Raw genomic sequence first — 16,620 nt, forward strand, 5'->3', positions numbered from 1 at the left:
GCGCAACCGAGTGATCCTCGGGCGTCGGGGACGATCCTGTATCAATGCGCTGATGGCGATGCGGGGGTGAACGCGACGAGGCTCTCCTTTGTGACTCCCACGAGGAGATCGTCGTAGACCCACGTGAGGTTGGTGGCCTCGTCGAGTTGCTCCGACCTGTTCGTCACGTTGTCCGCCATCGCAAACACGAACGCGGGAGTGCCTGCGGGACCCGCGCCCCGAAGGTAGAGGACGCTGCCGTCAGCGCTGGAGCGCATCGCGACGGACGAGAAGAAGTTGGGCTGGCTGCTCTCCTTCAGGAATGCCCCGTCAGGTTGCATGCTGAGGGACTCGCCGGTGGACGTGGAGACCTCAAGTGATGGTGGCGAGTGATCGGTGGCTCCCTCGGCGCTGACGAAGCTCGTCGTCCAGGGGGCGGTCTCCTTCGTATAGAAAGATCTGAGCTGCTCGAGCGTCGGCAACGAGGCGTCGCTCGTGGGACGGACCCAGTCGATTGTTATCTTGTACGTGTCGACGACGGTGCCGCTCGGATCGTAGGCGGTCACCGTGTTGCCGTCTCTCAGCACGGCCACGCCGTCGCTCGCAAGCGTGACCTGAGGCTTGATCTCCTCGTCCTTCGACGGGGGCGTGCCGAGGGTCCGTAGCTCCCCGGTGCGCGGATCGATGAGCTGCGGGGCAGCGTGCGACACATCGACGGGCACGAGTACCGAGGTGTTCTCCCCGCTGCCAGTGAGCGCGTCCGTCGGGTGTGTGATGGGGGAGAGGAACGTTAATCCGGTGCGGTTTTGAGGCGAGGTCCTCGTGCTCCATCGTTGGGTCCACGTGCCCGCCTCGTTCGTCCAGCCGCTGCAGGTTTCGACGGTGTCACACGTGACCACGACGCCCTGGGTGAACCCCATGGGCAGGTCGTCGCCCCAGGGGACGTGGGTCTGATCGCCGGTCGTCTTATCGACGAGGAGTGGGCCGATGATGAGGTGTGTGTCGGTGGAGAGAAACTCGGGGAATACGTAGGTGCGCAGACGCGGTGGGCGTGGCCCGGTGGACGTCCACAGGGCGCTCGGCTCGGTGCCCGACACGTCGTAGGCCGAGATCGTCGTGACGGGATTCGAATTTGGGCCGTAGGACACGGCGTAGAGCGTGGAGCCCTCCGCGAACAGCCGCGGTGGTACGGCGGCGGCTGCAGCATCGAAGGGCTGCGTCCATGCGACGGCAACTCCCGAGGCCCACTCCGGGGAGATGGTGCGCGTGTCCTTCGCTGTACCGTGGTAGCCCGTCAGAGAGGAATTCCCCCAGTTCACGTCTGCGCTCGGCCAGGTGCGCCGCACGACGTGCTGGTCGCACATGTTCAGGATGAATGCCAGTATGAAGGCCACCCAGGTGAGGAGAAAAAAGCTCAGCCACGGGACGTGACTCCGTCTGCGAGGAGCGCGTGACGCCTCGGGGTGCGTGTCCATCGAATCGTTGCTGCTCACGAATCGTTCCTTCCGCTCAGGAGTGCCACTGTCACGCCGTGTGCGGCGTAAAAGCCACGATCGTGTCGTCGACGACGCCGACGAGGAGGTCATCGAACACCCAGGTGAGGTACTCGGCGCCGTTGAGCTCCTCAGAGACGTACGCGGCCCCGGTCCTCGTGTCGACGAAGACGAATCCGCCCTGCCCCTGCTGTGTGTTGAACTTCGCGAACACCACATCCGCTCCGGGGCTGACGCGAATTTCAGAGGGGACGTAGGCCACGTATGTGCGGCCCAGGTTGTTGTCGTTGGGGCACACCGGGCGGCTGGGGCTACCGTCGGTTGGAGTGATCGTGAGGATGGGGCATCGCTCTCCCTGCGCCCTGTTGACCTGTGTCACCGTTGCCGTCGCCCACGTCGGGGCATCCCCGGCGAAGAACCCCTGAATGTCGGAGGTGGAGGGGAGGGTGTCGTCGTTTGTCGTCATGCGCCCGCCCGTTGAGGCAGGCTGCATTCCCACGAGGAACCCACCCGCATCGAAGGTGAGAGCCGTGTACGCGTCGTAAGTGACGACGCCGTCGCGCGCGAGGAGCACATTACGAGGGTTGTTCGTGTCATAGGAGGCGGGATCCTCGAGGTCTGTCACCACTCCTGTGCGCGGATCGATGAACTGGGCCGGATGCTCGCTTGTTTTGATCGGCAGGAGTACGCTCGTCGTCTCATTGTCTGTGACGACCCTGCTGGTGGGATGGGTGATCCTGTCTGAGCTCAGATTGTCGAAGGACTGCATCGCCGTCCAGGAGCTCCACTGTTGCGTCCATCCGGAGGAGACCCGTGCCCAGCCCTTGCACGTCCATATCCCGTCGCAGGTCACGACAATGCCGTCAGCGAAGGCGATCGGCTTCGTGTTCTCCCAGGGTGTAGAGGCAATGTGACCGGTGGCCTTGTCGATGGTGAGGGTGTTAAACGCGATGTCCGTGTCGGTGACGACGAATTCAGAAGTTTCGACGTAACGGGTGTTCTGCGCGGTTGCGGACCATAGTTGGCGGGGCTCGGTGCCGGACAGGTCGTATGCCTGCGCCACGACGGTCGGAGAGGACCCCTGCCGGGACTCAAAGGTGGCATAGAGCGTGCTTCCTTCGGCGTGGAGGAAGACGACGGGGCTCGTATCGCCTGGGGTGAGGGGGATGCGCCACGCCGTCTCGATGCCCGAGGCCCAGTTGGGAGACAGGAGGTGCGTATTGATCGCCTGCCCGCCATAGCCTGCGGTCGGGGCGTTCGTGTCGTACGTCCGCGCAGTGCGCTGCAACGACGGATCGTTGGAGTGGGAGGGCCAGATCCACGAGCCGACGAGAACAACGAGAATGACGACGGCGAGTGTTGTCACGATGTGCGGCAGCGAGAACAGATGTTTCTCGCGAGAAAACTGCTCGGCGGGCGCGTGACGCACCATCCCCGTGCCCTGCTCGCGCGAGGGGACGCGTGGGGGTGGGGTGTGATCGCCATTGCTCATGAGTAGTTTCTATCACACCCGGGGTGGGTGGTGTTACGACGACGCCGGCACGAATGCCGTGAGTCCACTGTCGGTCATCCCGATGAGCATGTCATCGAAGACCCACATGGTCTTATCCATCGCATTGAGTTCGGATGACGTATAGGTGAGCCCGTTGGCGATGTCGATGAAATACTTGCTCTTGTCCTCGCGCGTAAAAGCGTCGATATAGAGAGCTGATCCGTCGGCGCTGACGCGCAGCTGGCGTGGTTTCATCACGCAGTACTCGGTCGCGTAACGGCGAAGCTCCTCCGGGAGGTGGGTCTTACGCGTCGATCCGCCAGCGGAGAGAGTGGCCACAAGCTTGCAGTCGTTGTCGCGGTCCAGTTCGACCGTACCGCTCGACCATTTCGCTTCCCCCTCGGTCATGTACTTTTTGAGTCCTGAGATGCTCGGGTACGTCCCGTCATCACTGACCACCGGCAGAAGAAGCATGCGCGGCGCGCTGAACGTGGACTGCAAGGTTCCGTCACTGTCGAAGAGAGAGCCATGCGACTTGACGTTGTCGAAGACGAGGTAACCGTCGGACGCGACTTCGACGCTCGGGGACTTACTGTCTTCGTCTGAGCCGCTCAGGGTGGTCAGCTCGCCCGTATGGATGTGAATGATCTGGGGACGTTGCGAAAAGCGCGTCGGGAGCAGGGCGGAGGTGTGCTCCCCGCTACCCGAGAGCACGAACTGAGAGGGCACGTAATCCAAGAAATGTTGCTCCAACCCGCTTTCACTCAGCTGCCCTGTTGGTGTTGTCCACAGGGTCGTCCATTCGCCGGCCGCCCTCGTCCACCCGTTGCAGGTGGACGGCGGTGTGCAGGTCACGAGGATGCCGTCGGCATATGCGAGGGGAAAAGCCGCACCCCAGGGGGCTTGGGTCTGCTCACCAGTCGTCTTGTCGATGATGACGTCGCGGAAGAAGACGCTGTCGTCGCTCGAGACAAACGCGGGCGTGTAGGGGCTGGATACGTCACTCGCTGAGGGGCCGGTCGAAGACCATAGGAGGGCGGGTTGTTCCCCTGACACATCGTAGGCAGTGACGGTGACGGCTTGGCTGGAGTCGCCCTCGGGAGAGCCTGGACCGACGAGGTAGACGGTCGAACCGTCGACGTACATCTGGGGTGGGAGAGCGGAGTGCTGCTCCGGAATGGGCAGCGTCCATGCGGTGGCCACGCCCGAGGCCCACTGAGGCGATATCGAGTGCGTGTTCGTGGCGCTCCCGCGGTATCCGGGTGCGCGGGCGGGCAGGTTCGCCGCATGTTCGCGCGCGTCCGTGCTCGTCGCGGCGGTGGAGTCCGCCGACGGCTTCGACGAAGGCGCCGACGAGGACCCGAACAGGCCGGGAGCGAAGAGAACGATCCCAAAGTTGAGCGTGGCGACGCAGGCGAGCACGATCATAACGACGGATGGCTTGCGCTTGACAGCTTCCGTGTCGACCCGCGTCCCGGAGGACTCCGGCCTCGGGGTGTGGAGCGCCGTCGGTGTTTCATCGCCAGCGGGCTGCTCCTGAGACGAGGCCGTGGCGACGGTCGGGGAAGCGGTGTCGTTCGAGGTGGGCGCAGTCTCCTCCGAGGAGAGCCCGTCCGGCGTCAGAGCGTCTACGGGCAGGGCGGCGTCGGCCTCGTCGGTGAGCGGTGATGGGGTCTCGGCGAGGAGATCATCCAAGTCCGGCAGTGGCGCCAACTCCGGCAGAGGCGCGAGGTCAGGCAGCGGCGTGAACCCGGGCAATTCCCCGAACTCGGGGAAGTCGGGCGCGTGTATATCCGCGTTCGGCGTATCGGAGGGGCGAGTGCGCGCCTCGTCGTCGGAACCGCGGTGGAGGTCATCGTTGCTCATGAGTTGTTTCTCTGAGAGGGCAGTCGTGGTCTGGTCATAGGACGGTGATCTCAGGAGGACGCTGGCACGAATGCCGTGAGTCCGCTGTCGGTCAAGCCGATGAGCATGTCATCGAAGACCCACATGGTCTGTTTCGGCAGGTTGAGAAGGTTTGATGTGTAGGTGAGCCCGTTGGCGGTATCGATGAAGTACCGGCTCTGGTCCTGGTAGGTGAAGGTATCGGCGTAGAGGACCGAACCATCCGCGCTGACGCGGACCTCCTTCGGGCTGAAGAGGCACGTGCTGGTCATGTATGGGCTCAGCACGCCGGGGACTGGAGTCGTGCGCGTCGACCCGTCGGAGGTGAGGGTGACCTGGATGGAACAGTCGTCCTTATCCACGAGGCCTACTGTTCCTGTCGCCCAATTCGCGGTCTTCTTCGTCATGAAGGTCTTGATGTCAGCGGTGCTCGGCTGGTTGCCGTCACGGCTGACTGCGGGTAGACGCAGATATTCATCGTTTGAGTATGTGGATTGGCGGGCCCCCGAGCTGTCGGTGAGGAACCCCTGCTTCTTGCTGACGTCGGTGATGACGAAGCCGTCGGTCGCCACCTCGACGTATTGGCCCAAGCCTGACTGGGCGGGGCTGGGCAGGTACGTTGTCTTACCGGTATGGATGTTGATGATCTGCGGGGTTTCCTGATAGCTGGAGGGGACCAGGACGGAGGCGAGTTCACCCGTGCCGGAGCGTGTGGTGCCTGCGGGCGCATAGTCCAAACCCTGGTTACTCAACCCGTAGGACGTCTGTGGATTCGTTGTCGTCGTCCACAGATTCGTCCACTCGCCGGAGGTTTGCATCCACCCGCGGCACGAGGATGTCGTCGAGCAGGTCACCACGATGCCGTCGGCCTGCGCGAGGGGAAAATCATCGCCCCACGGGGCCTGTGTCTGCTCGCCGGTCGCCTTGTCGATGACCACGTCGTGGAAAAAGAGCTGGGTCTCGCTCGACACGAACGCGGGTGTGTACGTCATGATCGCGGAGTTTTCCGTGGGGCCGACCGTGTCCCACAGGAGGGTGGGTTCCTCCCCGGACAGGTCGTAGGCCTGAGTTCTGACGGCGGAACCGCGCTGGCCCTCGATCGTGTCGTCGCCGGCGATGTAGAGGACCTGACCCTCGGCGAACATCTGCGGTCCGAACTCAGTCATTTCTGACGGCAGCTCGAGCGTCCACGCGGTGGCCACGCCCGAGGCCCACTGAGGCGATATTGAGTGCGTGTTCGTGGCGCTCCCGCGGTATCCGGGGGAGCGGGTCCGCAGATCCGCCGCATGCTCGCGCACCTCGGAGTCCGCCTGTGTGCTGGCGCTCGACGAGGTCTGCGTACCCCAAGGTGTCGATGATGAACCGTCGCGAGTGGACGAGAGAAACGACGCGCCCAAGCCGATCGCGATGAGAGCGACGAACGCGATGAGGAGGTTCGGCTTTTTCTGCCTCGGGGGCACCGAGGCTCGCGGGGTCCTCGCGGGCGTGGGCCCGACGGTGATGGCCGGCTGCGGTGCCTGCGTGGCTGCGGGCTGCCTCCTCGGCGAGGCCGTGGCGGCGGTCGGACGCGATTCCTGCTTGTTTGCGGACCGTTTTTGCGACGAGGCCGTGGCGGCTTTGTGGGAGGCGCTGTGCGTCCGGGCTGTCGCAGCTCCCGCCGTCGGTGCAGATCCCGTCTCAGGGACTGCGTCTGGCTGAGGGACGTCGGTCGGCACGGGCGGTGTGACGCGAAGGAACTCGTCGAGGTCCGGCATCTCCAGGTCCGGCATCACGATCTCTGGCATCGCCGACTCCTGCAACGCGTCCAACTCTGGCAGCGGCGCAAGTTCGGGCAGATCTGCGAACCCCGGAAGATCCCCAAAGCCGGGGAGTGCTGAGATATCGAGCTGCGACAGGTCATCCCACGCGTCGGAAGAGTGAACGCGTGCTGCGTCGTCGGACGTGTGGCGGAGGTCGTCGTTGCTCATAACACGTTTCTACCACGCTGCGTCCCGGCGGGCGCTCGCGGGCTAGCCCTCGGCGCGCACCATGAGGGCACTGGCGAGCGCGGCCACGCCCTCGCCTCGTCCCGTGAAACCCAGGTGATCCGAGGTCGTCGCCGACACGGTGACCGTGCCGCCCACGATCTCGCTCATGACGGCGCAGGCCTCGGGCAGGCGAGCCGCCATGCGAGGCCGGTTCCCCACGACCTGCACGGTCGCGTTGCCCAGAACCCAGCCGGCCTCGGCGGCCATGCGGCGCACCTCCTCAAGCAGTGCGCGCCCCGACGCCCCCGCCCACTCCGGGCGATCCACGCCAAAGACCGTGCCGAGCTCGCCCAGACCCGTCGCCAGCAGCATCGCGTCGCACAGCGCGTGCGCGGCCACATCCGCGTCCGAATGCCCCTCAAGAGGACGCTCTCCCGGCCACTCCAGGCACGCGACCATGAGCGTGCGCGGCGAGTCGGGAGCGGCGAACGCGTGGACGTCGACCGCTTGGCCGATGCGGAAAGGAAGTTCAGTCATGGCACCAGGGTAGCGTCAGGCGGAAGCCGGCGTAAAGGCCGTGACCTGGCCGTTCGACACCGCGATCAGGAGGTCATCGAACGCCCACGTCAGCTGATCCACGGTGCCCAACTCCGTGTCCGTGTGGACGACGTCCCCGTTCGTGTCGAGGAAGTAGACGTGCTCGATCTCCCTCCCGGTGTCATCCGCGATGTACGCTGCACCGCCGTCGGTGCTCACGCGCACCTGAGCCATCCTCGCGTAGCAGGGCTCGCTGGAGGTGTCCGACAAGTCCTTCACGTTGTGCACGATGCGCGAGGAGCCGTCCGACGTCAGGGAGACCGTGACGTCCTTGCACTTACTGCCCGACACCTCGACCGTGCCCGTCGCCCACGGGCTCTTCCCGTTCTTCAAGTAGGCCTGCAGCTCCTCGATGGTCGGGGCATTTCCTCCGTCCGCGACCCCCGGCAGGGTGGGAGCGGCCTCGAAGGAATTAATGAGTGTCCCAGAGGCGTCGTAGAAGCGCACCATGTTGTTGCTGTCCCTGATGGCGACGCCGTCGCTCGCTCGATAGACGCCGCGTCGGTAGGTGGAGGGGTCCCACCGAGTGCTCTCACCGAGCGTCGTGACCGTGCCCGTGCGCACGTCGATCAGCTGCAGGGATCGCTTGTCTTGAACGGGTACCAGGATCGACATATTGTCGCCGCTGCTCACCGCCGGGCCGCCGGGAATGTCCCAGATGCTGCTGTGTACGTCCTGTAGCGAGGTGATCGACTTCCACTGCTGCTTCCACTCGGAGGACTCCCACGTCCACCCGGTGCAGGTTTCCGCGCCCGAGCACGTCACGAGGACATCTCCGACCACCGTGAGGGGAGCATCATCCAGCCAGGGGGCATCCTCAACCTCGCCCGTCGTTGTATCGACCGTGGAGTTGCCGACGATGAGCTTGTCGCCGATCGTGACCAAGCGCAGCGAGAAGCGGTAGGAATCCCGCTTCACCTGCGGGTTACTGGAATCCCAGATGACCTGCGGCTGCGAGCCTGAAATATCCACGGCGGCGACGTCGAGACCCTCACCAAGGGATGGGGTCGCGGCCACGTACAGGGTCGTGCCGTCGACCAGGGTCGTCACCTCCTGGTGCTCCCCGCGGACCGCGGAGACGTTGTCGAGGGTCCACGCCGTGCCGATGCCCGCCGCCCAGGCGCTGGAGATGTTCCCGGTGCTCGTGGCTGCCCCGGCGTAGCCCTGAGCGCTCTTCTTCTGCTCGCGCGGCGTCGAGCCCCACGGCCCGAAGAAATAGCCGAGGACCATGAGGACGACGATGAGGAACGCGAGGATCGACAACGCGATGAACCATGCGCGCTTCGACGACATCCCCGAGGGAGCGCCCGGATCGTTCGGGCGCACGGTGGGGTTGGGGATCGGCGTCGGCGAGGCAAACACGTTCGTCGACGAGGCGGGCCCACTCGCGTACGGGGTGCCCGTCGGCGGCGGGGGAACCGGGGCGCTCGAGGAATCGACAGCGGTGGGCTGCGTCCACTGGGAATCGTTCGTACTCACCCGTCGTTTCTACCACACGCTCCTGGCGCAACTCCGCCCAGCCCGGCCCCGGCCTCGTCCATCCGTGTGACGAGGAACGGGCGCCCTCGCAGGCCACGCCCCCTCTCCGATAGGATCGACCCGTGCGCTACATTTCGACACGACGCGGCCCCAACACGCCCACCCGTTCTTTCAGTGACATCCTCCTGGAAGGTCTCGCCCCCGACGGCGGCCTCTACCTGCCCGAGGAGTACCCGACGCTGTCTCGCTCCGACCTGGACGAGCTGCGCATCGTCCTGCGCGAGGACGGCTACGCGGCCATGGCCGCCGGCATCATCTCCCTCTTCGTCGACGACATCCCCGCCGGCGACCTGAGCGCGATCACGGCCCGCGCCTACCGCACCCCCTCCTTCTCCGACCCCCAGATCGTCCCCGTCGACGCCCTGGAAGGCACCGGCCTGCACATCGCCCACCTCTCGAACGGCCCCACGGCCGCCTTTAAGGACATGGCGATGCAGCTCCTCGGCGAGCTCTTCGAATACGAGCTCACCCGCCGCGGCGACTGGCTCACCATCGTCGGCGCCACCTCCGGCGACACCGGCTCCTCCGCCGAGTACGCGCTGCGCGGCCGAAGCGGACTTTCCGTCGTCATGCTCACCCCCGCCGGGCGCATGACCGCCTTCCAGCGCGCACAAATGTTCTCCCTCCTCGATGAGAACATCGTCAACGTCGCCGTCGACGGCGTCTTCGACGACTGCCAGGACCTCGTCAAGGCCATCAACATGGACGCCGATTTCAAGGCCACCTGGCACGTGGGCGCCGTCAACTCCATCAACTGGGCGCGCCTGCTCGCCCAGGTCTGCTACTACGTGGCCACCTGGCTGCGCGTCACCGAGGAAGGGGCCGACGCCTCGTCCACGGTCAGCGTCGTCGTGCCGTCGGGTAACTTCGGCAACGTGTGCGCCGCCCACATCGCCCGCCAGATGGGCGTGCCGCTGGGCACCCTCGTCGTCGCCACGAACGAGAACGACGTCCTCGACGAGTTCTTCCGCACCGGCGTCTACCGCCCCCGCTCCTCCGCGGACACGCTGGCCACCTCCAGCCCGTCCATGGACATCTCCAAGGCCTCGAACTTCGAGCGCTTCATCTTCGACCTGCTGGGACGCGACGGCGACGCCACCCGCGCTTTGTTTGACGAGGCCCTGGCCCGTGACGGCTCCTTCGACCTGTCCGGTACGCCCGAGTTCGCCTCCCTGCGAGACACCTACGGCTTCATCTCCGGCACCTCCACGCACGCCGACCGCCTCGCCGAGATCGCGCGCACGGAAAAGGAAAGCGGCTACCTCCTCGACCCGCACACGGCCGACGGCGTGCACGTCGCCCGCGCCGTGCGCTCGCAGATCGAGGGCCCGCTCGTCGTCATGGAGACCGCGCTGCCCGTCAAGTTCGCCGATACCATCCTCGAGGCCACCGGCCACCTCCCGCCCGTGCCCGAGCGATTCGCAGGCATCGAAGGACGCGAAGAGCGCGTCACGCCGCTCGCCAACTCCGCCGAGGACCTCAAGGCCCTCATTGCCGAGCGCGTGCGCCCCGGCGCCTGAGTTCTCGTTCACTCGACGAGGCCCGAGCCCTCACCCGCGAAACCGCGCCGTTTCGCCCGTCGGGGCCCGGGCCTCGTTACATACTCCCGGAGAGTGCCCGCGTCGCTCCCCGCCGCGCCTCGCCAGGTAGGATTGGTGCCATGCTGCACCTGTACGACTCCAAGAGCGCCCGCATCCAGCCCCTGAACCCGGTCACCCCCGGCAAGGTCGGCATCTACCTGTGCGGCGCCACCGTGCAGGGATCCCCGCACGTCGGCCACCTGCGCGCTGCCGTCTCCTTCGACACGCTGATCCGCTGGCTGCGCCGCAGCGGCTACGAGGTCACCTACGTCCGCAACGTCACCGACATCGACGACAAGATCCTGAACAAGTCGGCCGAGGCCGGCTGGGACTGGTGGGCCTGGGCGTATCGCTTTGAACGCGAATTCACCGAGGCGTACGAGACCCTCGGCGTGCAGGCCCCCACCTACGAGCCGCGCGCCACCGGCCACATCCCCGACCAAATCGACCTCGTCCAGCGCCTCATCGACGCGGGACACGCCTATTCGGACGGGCGCGGCAACGTCTACTTCGACGTCCACTCTCAGGCCGACTATGGCTCGCTCACCCGCCAGCGCCTGGCCGACATGCGCACCACCGAGGACGACGCCCAGATCGACGAGGCCGTTGAGGCCGGCAAGCGCGACCCCCGCGACTTCGCTCTCTGGAAGGCCAGTAAGCCGTCTGAGCCGGCCACTGCCTCGTGGGACAGCCCCTGGGGACGCGGCCGACCCGGCTGGCACCTTGAGTGCTCCGCCATGTCGCGGCGCTACCTCGGCGACGAATTCGACATCCACGGCGGCGGCATCGACCTGCGTTTCCCGCACCACGAGAACGAGCAGGCCCAGTCGCACGGCGCGGGCTGGCCCTTCGCGCGCCTGTGGGTCCACAACGCGTGGGTGACCACCAAGGGCGAGAAGATGTCCAAGTCGCTGGGCAACGTCCTGTCGATCGGTGCGCTGACCGAGGAGTACCCGGCCGTCGCCGTGCGCTGGGCCCTGTCCACCGTCCACCACCGCTCCGCCATCGAATGGGGCGCCGAGACGCTGCCCGCCGCTCACGCCGCCTGGGAGAAGTTCTCCACCTTCGTGGCCCGCGCCATCGAGGCTGCCGGGGAGGCTCCGGCCTCCGAGATCGCCCTGGCACCCGCCGACCTGCCCGAGGCCTTCGTCGCCGCCATGGACGACGACCTCAACGTCGCTGGCGCCCTCGCGGTCCTGCACGAGCACCTCAAGGCCGGCAACGCCGCGCTGGCTTCCGGGGATGTGTCCGCTGTGTATCGCGAGCAGGTCCTGGTTCGCTCCATGCTGGACGTGCTGGGCCTCGATCCGGCCTCCGAGCAGTGGCGCGGACAGGCCGGCATCGGCGCGGGTGCTTCCGGCGCGGCTGCCGCCGAGCACTCGGCGCTGGACGCGCTGGTCCAGGCCGTGCTCTCTGAGCGGGCCGCTGCCCGCGCCGCCAAGGACTGGGCGCGCGCCGACGAGCTGCGCGACCGCTTGGCCGCCGCCGGCGTCACCGTCGCGGACGGCCGCGACGGCGCCACCTGGAGTGTTGGCTGATCGGCGATTTCTGACAGCTGTCGCCAGGCCCCGGGAGCGTGAGCTCCCGGGGCCTTGTGCATGTCGGCGGGACGGGCGCCGCAGCCAGGCCCGGCCGCCGCCCACAGGCACCGCAGCCAGGCCCGCGTCTCGCAGTTTCCGCGGTTGCTCTTGTGATTTGGTGCGCTGCACCCGATCCGTAGGCAGTGCACCCCTTCTGATCGGGTGTCGCGCCCCGTAACGGGTGTCGCGGCCCTCGCCATAGCAATTTCGCACGTAATTCCCCTGCGAGTACTTCAAATATTGAATTCATGTCGTTGGGATTGCAACGTTTTCGGGCTATCTCCAAAAGTGACCGTGGGAAATTATGTGCGAAATGTGTCTGGGGCGGGCGCGTCGACTCGTTGTCCGGCCAGGCCCCGCCCCCGCCCACGGGCACCGCAGCCAGGCCCGGCGCGTTGCCTCACGGGCTGCTCTCCCATCAATTTCGCATGCAATTCCCCTGAGGGTATTTCAGGTCTTGAAATCTGATCGTTGATATTCTGCGGTTTTTGGGCTTGTGTTGGATCGTGCCGTGGGGGAATTGCATGCGAAATTTGTCTGGGGTGGTCTAGGCGTTGCGTCTCGAAGCCCGGCCAGGCCCTGTCTCTGCCCGCGGGAGCCGCAGCCAGGGCCTGCGTTTCGCAGCCCGCCCGTGCCCTCCGGGCCCCTCCGGTGCCCTCCACAGTGGCGTGGCCACCAAGGGGCCGCGTTTTCGCTTGTTGATCGGTGGTATTGCACTACTTAGGGAGGCATTGCACTGCCTAGTAGCTAGTGCATTGCTGCCCTATCTAGTGCATCGCTTCCTCAAGCAGCACATTCCTGCTCATGCCCACGGGTACGCGGATAGGTTGTTGCTTCATGGATAGGTTATGAGCATGCGGATAGCTTATTTTCCTATCCGCGTGGCGATAACCTATCCGCATCATCACAACCTATCCGCGCAGGGGCTTTCCTGGGCTCGGGTACCGCAAAAATGCTTGTCGCAGTGAGGTGTGCACCCGATCGGGAAGATTCAACCCCTTCCGATCGGGTTGAATCCTGCCGATCAGGTTGAATCCTGCCGATCGGGTTGAATCCTGCCGATCGGGTTGAATCCTGCCGATCAGGTTGAATCCTTCGGAAAGGCGTTCCCTTCTGAGCAGACGTGGCCTCGGCGCTGTGTCTAGCCCGGCGCTCACCCATTTCGCACGTAATTCTCCCGCGACTCGTTCAAAACCTGAAATCGCATCGTTGGAATTGCAGCGTTTTAAGGCTGTCTTAAAAAGTTACCGGATTAAATTACGTGCGGAATTGAGGTTGGGGGGCGTGGACAGGGTGCTTCAGGAGAACCGATGTAATTGCCCCGAGAGAGTCCGTGGGCAGTGTCGTCAGCTAGGCCTCTCTACGGGCTGGGATCACCCTGCAATCGGTGCTATACCAACGTGCGCGATCGGCCCGATGCTAGCCGAGGCTCTACCCTGGTGTCAGGTCGACGACGCGAGGCGTCACCAACACGGGAGGAACGCATGGAATACGTGGCGCTGCTGCGCGGTATCAACGTCGGCGGCACGAACAAGGTCGTCATGAGCGAGCTGCGCGAGCAGATTGCCTCCGAAGGCTTTACGAACGTGCGCACATACATCAACAGCGGCAACCTCCTCTTCGAGGCCGAGGCCGGTGCCGGGCCCAACACCCCGCACGAGGACGTTGCCCGCACAGTTGAGGATCTCCTGGCGCGCCGCTATGACTTCCCGATTCGGCTGGCCCTCCTGACGGCGCAGGACTACGTCGCGGAGCTGCGCAACCTGCCCGACTGGTGGCATGGCGAGGTCTCCCGCCGTGATGCGCTCTTCTACACGCGGGGCTTGGACCGGGACCACGTGCGCGAGCGCATTGAGGCGATGGAGCTGGGTGACGAGGCGGTTCACTTCGGTCAGCACGCAGTGTTCTGGGCAAAGTTTGACGAGAAGACCTTCCTGAAGACCGCCTACCACAAGCGCCTCCTGCGCGAGGACTTCTACCGCCAGGTGACGATCCGCTCCGGCTCGACGGTCGGGAAGATCGCGGCCATGCTGTCGCGGGGTTGACGGGCGCGGAGTCCTTGGCGATGGCGCAGGTGGGGAACTAGACTGAATCGGGAGAACACTGACGTAGGCCGTTCGCCGGAAGGAATACGGATGACAACCGCTGCCCCGACCCTGTGTGTTTTTACCCCGACATACAACCGAGCGTACATTTTGCCTGCGCTGTACGAGTCCCTGCTGGCTCAGACGTCGACGGATTTCCAGTGGATGATCGTGGATGATGGATCCACTGACGACACGGAGTCCCTCGTCCAAGGCTGGATTGCTGAGGGGCGTCTGTCGATCGACTATGTCAAGCAGGAGAACGGCGGGAAGCCTCGCGCAACCAACACGGGTGTTGCCCGCTGCCAGAGCGAGCTTTTCTTCGTCGTGGATTCAGACGACCACCTCGTGCCGACCGCAGTGGAGCATGTTCTCACGCGTTGGGAAGAGATCCGAGGCGACGACTCCTTCGCGGGAATTGTCGCCTTGCGCGGCACTGACGAGCACACCCCCATGGGCACGTGGATGCCTGACGGGGTGCGCGCGGTGACGCTGTGGGATCTGCACGAAAAGATGGGTTTCCGTGGCGATACGTCGCTGATTCACCGCACTGAGATTCTGCGTCGCTACCCCTTCGACGTGGCTCCCGGTGAGAAGTTCGTCGCGGAATCCTCCGTGTGGTTCCTCATTGACGAGAGCTACAACATGCTGGCGGATAACGAAATCCTCACTATTTGCCACTATCTGCCCGACGGTCTGACGCAGAATTTTGCGTCCAATGCCAAGAGGAATCCGATTGGCTATTGGAAGCACAAGCGTTACTGCGCGGCGCGTTCCACCACTCTGAAGTCGCGTGCCCGCGAGACGAGTCTGTTCCTCGTTGGATGCATGCTCGCCCATCAGAAGGGGGCTATTTCCATGGCGCCGAGCAAGGCACTCGCGGTTGTCTGCTACCCGGTTGCGCTCGTTGCGCGCTATACGATCTTCCGCTGAGGGGGGTTTATGGAAATGCCGCAGGATATCGCTCGAGAGGGCGCATTCCCGGACGAGGCAGTGGCGACCGATGAGGCCGTGGTGACCGACGAGGCCGTGACGACCAACGAGGCCGTGGCGACCAACGAGGCCGTGGCGACCGACGCGGAAAGCGCTGAGGCGCCTGAGAAACTCTCGCTGAAAGCCAACATGATGTGGAGCTCCGTGGGCTCCCTGACGCGCCTGGGCTGCAACTACCTCGTCTCGTCGGTGTTGGTGGTGCGCCTCGCGACTGGCTTTGATGCTGCGGGCATGCTCGCGCTCGCGATGGCGATAGCGAACCTCGTGAACCCGATTGCGGATTTCCGCCTGCGCACGGTCCAGGTGACGGATGTGACGGGGGAGCGCACCTCGCGTGAATACGTTGGGCTGCGCTCGGTGCTGTCTATCGTGGCATTCCTGGTCGGCGTCGTCTATTCCGTCGTGACGACGTCCTATGATGCTTTGCCCGTTATTTCGTTGTATCTCGTGTACTCGTTGGCGACGAATTTCATTGAGGTTTTCCACGCGATTGACCAGAGGCACCTGCGCCTTGATTTTGCTGGAAAATCCTACGTGATGCAGGGTATTGGCACGCTCGTTGCTTTCGCGGTGGGCCTGTGGTTTTTTGATTCCTTGCTCGTTGCTGTGGGTCTCATGACGGCGGTCGTCATCCTGGTCGGCGCTCTGTATGACGCGCCTCGCGCGTGCGTGTTTGAGCCGATTCGTCCGCAGGTGCGCTTTGGGCGTGCGGCGAAGACTCTCGTTTCGTTGGCGCCTCTCGTCGTGGCTCAGATTGCAGCGACGTCGGTTTTGACTGTCCCGCGTCAGATGCTTGCTGCGAGCGATGGTGCTGAAGCTTTGGGCGTGTATCAGGCTGTCGCGTCGCTCGCCGTCATTGTGCAGATGGGTGCCACCTACGTCTACAGTCCGCTGATGGGTGTGTTCGCTGAGCGTTTTCATTCGAACAAGCGCTCGGCCCTCACGCTGTTGTGGAAGACGGTCGGCGCGATCGTTGCCATTGCTGCCGTGGCCGCACTGGGGTTGGAGATTGTTGGTGAGCCGGTCTTGACGCTCCTGTTCGGTGAGAAGATCAGGGGTAATACTTTCCTGCTCCAGCCCGCGGTTTTGTGCACGGTGATCACGGCCTTTGGCTGGTTCTTTAATGACTTGCTGCTGTCTGTGCGTGATTATGTGGCGAGTTTTGTCGGCAATGTTGTTGCGTGCATCGTTGCTCTCGTGCTGGCTCGCCCGTTCGTGAATTGGTTCGGTATGAACGGTGTCTCGTGGGTGGGTGTTGCCGGCTACGCGTCGGGTGTTCTCGTTTTGGCTATTTTCCTCGCCGTCGACTATCGCCGGCTGAAAGATGCTCCCGTTGATCGTGACGAGGAGGGTGGGGAAGCTCTGCAGGGGGCGTGACCGTTGCGCGCAGCGTGATTTTGGCCCCCGCGCGCGCCCCGGTGGCCCCGATGCG

11 protein-coding genes are annotated in these 16,620 nt (G+C 64.7%); 5 read left to right on the top strand and 6 right to left on the bottom strand.

From position 1 onward, the window contains the following. Nucleotides 1-41: 41 nt before the first annotated feature. From HMPREF1478_RS04465 to HMPREF1478_RS04490, 6 genes are read right to left on the bottom strand one after another with little or no spacing between them, the layout of a single operon-like run. A complete protein-coding gene (locus tag HMPREF1478_RS04465; protein WP_016460893.1) occupies nt 42-1,472 on the bottom strand; it encodes a hypothetical protein in 1,431 nt (476 codons plus the stop codon). Between the two features lie 31 nt (nt 1,473-1,503). Beyond that, a complete protein-coding gene (locus tag HMPREF1478_RS04470) occupies nt 1,504-2,964 on the bottom strand; it encodes a hypothetical protein (protein ID WP_034474924.1) in 1,461 nt (486 codons plus the stop codon). Nucleotides 2,965-2,997: 33 nt separating this feature from the next. Continuing rightward, the gene (locus HMPREF1478_RS04475) at nt 2,998-4,830 is read right to left on the bottom strand and encodes a hypothetical protein (RefSeq protein WP_016460895.1); all 1,833 of its coding nucleotides are present in this window, start codon (nt 4,828-4,830) and stop codon (nt 2,998-3,000) included. A gap of 50 nt (nt 4,831-4,880) precedes the next feature. Continuing rightward, nucleotides 4,881-6,815: a hypothetical protein gene (locus HMPREF1478_RS04480; protein WP_016460896.1), complete on the bottom strand. Its 1,935-nt coding sequence runs from the start codon at nt 6,813-6,815 to the stop codon at nt 4,881-4,883. A 42-nt stretch (nt 6,816-6,857) separates the two neighbouring features. After that, nucleotides 6,858-7,352: a 2-C-methyl-D-erythritol 2,4-cyclodiphosphate synthase gene (gene ispF / locus HMPREF1478_RS04485; protein WP_016460897.1), complete on the bottom strand. Its 495-nt coding sequence runs from the start codon at nt 7,350-7,352 to the stop codon at nt 6,858-6,860. Between the two features lie 15 nt (nt 7,353-7,367). Continuing rightward, the gene (locus HMPREF1478_RS04490; protein WP_016460898.1) at nt 7,368-8,891 is read right to left on the bottom strand and encodes a hypothetical protein; all 1,524 of its coding nucleotides are present in this window, start codon (nt 8,889-8,891) and stop codon (nt 7,368-7,370) included. 122 nt (nt 8,892-9,013) lie between these two features. On the opposite strand from HMPREF1478_RS04490, the gene thrC reads away from it, so the two are divergent. From thrC to HMPREF1478_RS04515, 5 genes are all read left to right on the top strand, one after another. Beyond that, nucleotides 9,014-10,471: a threonine synthase gene (thrC, locus tag HMPREF1478_RS04495; RefSeq protein WP_016460899.1), complete on the top strand. Its 1,458-nt coding sequence runs from the start codon at nt 9,014-9,016 to the stop codon at nt 10,469-10,471. A 140-nt stretch (nt 10,472-10,611) separates the two neighbouring features. After that, the gene (gene cysS / locus HMPREF1478_RS04500) at nt 10,612-12,069 is read left to right on the top strand and encodes a cysteine--tRNA ligase (RefSeq protein WP_016460900.1); all 1,458 of its coding nucleotides are present in this window, start codon (nt 10,612-10,614) and stop codon (nt 12,067-12,069) included. A 1,526-nt stretch (nt 12,070-13,595) separates the two neighbouring features. Beyond that, the gene (locus tag HMPREF1478_RS04505) at nt 13,596-14,156 is read left to right on the top strand and encodes a DUF1697 domain-containing protein (RefSeq protein ID WP_016460901.1); all 561 of its coding nucleotides are present in this window, start codon (nt 13,596-13,598) and stop codon (nt 14,154-14,156) included. A gap of 90 nt (nt 14,157-14,246) precedes the next feature. Then, nucleotides 14,247-15,128 (top strand): glycosyltransferase family 2 protein, encoded by an 882-nt coding sequence (locus tag HMPREF1478_RS04510; protein WP_016460902.1) that lies wholly within the window; start codon nt 14,247-14,249, stop codon nt 15,126-15,128. Nucleotides 15,129-15,137: 9 nt separating this feature from the next. Continuing rightward, nucleotides 15,138-16,565 (top strand): lipopolysaccharide biosynthesis protein, encoded by a 1,428-nt coding sequence (locus HMPREF1478_RS04515; protein WP_016460903.1) that lies wholly within the window; start codon nt 15,138-15,140, stop codon nt 16,563-16,565. Nucleotides 16,566-16,620 lie beyond the last annotated feature (55 nt).

Origin of the sequence: Actinomyces sp. HPA0247 (genome assembly GCA_000411415.1) — a bacterium.
Lineage (GTDB): Bacteria > Actinomycetota > Actinomycetes > Actinomycetales > Actinomycetaceae > Pauljensenia.

What these genes read in the sequence shown, in the direction of transcription:
- HMPREF1478_RS04470 (WP_034474924.1), bottom strand. Translation starts at nt 2,964, where the DNA reads ATGAGCAATGGCGATCACACCCCACCCCCACGCGTCCCCTCGCGCGAG.
- HMPREF1478_RS04475 (WP_016460895.1), bottom strand. Translation starts at nt 4,830, where the DNA reads ATGAGCAACGATGACCTCCACCGCGGTTCCGACGACGAGGCGCGCACT.
- HMPREF1478_RS04480 (WP_016460896.1), bottom strand. Translation starts at nt 6,815, where the DNA reads ATGAGCAACGACGACCTCCGCCACACGTCCGACGACGCAGCACGCGTT.
- ispF (WP_016460897.1), bottom strand. Translation starts at nt 7,352, where the DNA reads ATGACTGAACTTCCTTTCCGCATCGGCCAAGCGGTCGACGTCCACGCG.
- cysS (WP_016460900.1), top strand. Translation starts at nt 10,612, where the DNA reads ATGCTGCACCTGTACGACTCCAAGAGCGCCCGCATCCAGCCCCTGAAC.
- HMPREF1478_RS04505 (WP_016460901.1), top strand. Translation starts at nt 13,596, where the DNA reads ATGGAATACGTGGCGCTGCTGCGCGGTATCAACGTCGGCGGCACGAAC.
- HMPREF1478_RS04510 (WP_016460902.1), top strand. Translation starts at nt 14,247, where the DNA reads ATGACAACCGCTGCCCCGACCCTGTGTGTTTTTACCCCGACATACAAC.
- HMPREF1478_RS04515 (WP_016460903.1), top strand. Translation starts at nt 15,138, where the DNA reads ATGGAAATGCCGCAGGATATCGCTCGAGAGGGCGCATTCCCGGACGAG.